Here is a 1556-nt window from a genome sequence, read left to right as displayed (position 1 = left end):
TAGTCTCCCGTGAACTATTCCCAACTCGTTGATTGAATTGATTGATCTTTGCCGTTCTGGGTTTCTATTTTGCCGGGAAGTGTTGAACCGAGACCGATTTCCTTGCAGATTCGTTTTTCGGTTCACGATCGCTTGCAAGCGTGATTCACTGTGGTTGAGAGATCGACCAGGAGATTCGCAGTGAAGCCACGGGAGCGCCGCGAGACAGGAGAACAGGATCTGTTCCGCTCGCGTCTCGATCAGATCATCAACATGAAGCATGAGCTGGTGAAGCTGGCGCAGACGATCTCCTGGCCGGCGATCGATGAAAGGTGCGGTGAGGCTTATACGGAAGGCCCCGGCATGCCGCCCTTGCCGACCCGGCTGATGGCCGGATTGGCGATCCTCAAGCACACTTTCGATCTGTCCGACGAGGAGCTGTGCGCACGCTGGGTAGAGAACCCGTACTTCCAGTACTTGTGCGGTGAAGAGTTCTTCCTGCACGAGCTGCCTTTCGATCGGTCTTCGATGACAAGGTGGCGCCAGCGGATGGGCGAGGAGCGGATTGTCGCGCTGCTGCAGGAGAGCCTGTCGGTTGCGGTGAGGAGCGGGGCGATGGCGCCCCAGGATACGCGCCGGGTGATCGTCGACACCACGGTGCAGCCGAAGGCGGTGATGTTCCCCACCGATGCCAAGCTCGTGCACCGGGCGCGACAGAGACTGGTGGGCCTGGCCAGGAAGGTCGGCCTCGATCTGCGCCAGAGCTACACGAGGGTGGGCAAGCTGGCGCTGATCCAGCATCAGCGCTACGCCCATGCCAAGCAGTTCAAGCGGGCCGGCAAGGCGTTACGCAAGCTCAAGACCTATCTCGGCCGCACCATCCGCGACATCGCCCGGCAGATTGCCGGCGAGGATGAGCTTCAGGACATCTTCCGGCGGCCTCTGCACCTGGCCGGCCGTGTTCTCGAGCAGAGGCAGAACCAGCGCGGCAAGAAGATCTACAGCCTGCATGCGCCGGAAGTGGAATGCATCGGCAAGGGCAAGGCGCATGCGCCCTACGAGTTCGGCGTCAAGGTGTCGATCGCCACCACGCTCAAGCGCTCGAAGGGTGGGCAGTTCGCGCTGCATGCCAGGGCGTTGCCGGGCAATCCCTATGACGGCCATACCTTGGCGGAGATCATACCCGTCATGGAGAAGACCATCGGCAATGGCATCGAGCGCCTTCTCGCCGATGCCGGATACCGGGGCCACAACGCACCGCTCTCCCACAGGTTCAAGGTCTACACCTCAGGTCAGAAGCGACGAGTGACGCCCGCGATCAAGCGCGAGATGAAGCGCCGCGCCGCCATAGAGCCGGTCATCGGCCACATCAAGAACGAGCATCGTATGGCTCGCAATCATCTCGCCGGGACACAGGGCGATGCCATCAACGCGGTCCTTGCTGCGGCGGGCTATAACTTCCGCCTTCTCCTCACCTGGCTGAGGCTCTTGCTGCGTCTGATGCTGGAAGTCTGGGTTGCTCAGGCGCGAGTTCTCAATCCCGCCGCCGCGTGAAATCCGGATTGTTCACGGTCGAC

At 61.2% G+C, this 1556-nt stretch carries 1 protein-coding gene; it reads left to right on the top strand.

From position 1 onward, the window contains the following. The first annotated feature begins 180 nt into the window (after positions 1–180). Positions 181–1533, top strand: coding sequence for an IS5 family transposase (locus tag DS839_RS35760; protein ID WP_119275345.1), 1353 nt, complete (start codon positions 181–183; stop codon positions 1531–1533). Positions 1534–1556: the final 23 nt, after the last annotated feature.

The sequence above is a fragment of the Taklimakanibacter deserti genome, assembly GCA_003574785.1.
Note: the sequence above shows the minus strand (reverse complement) of the source record. Positions and strands in the feature narration are given on the sequence as shown.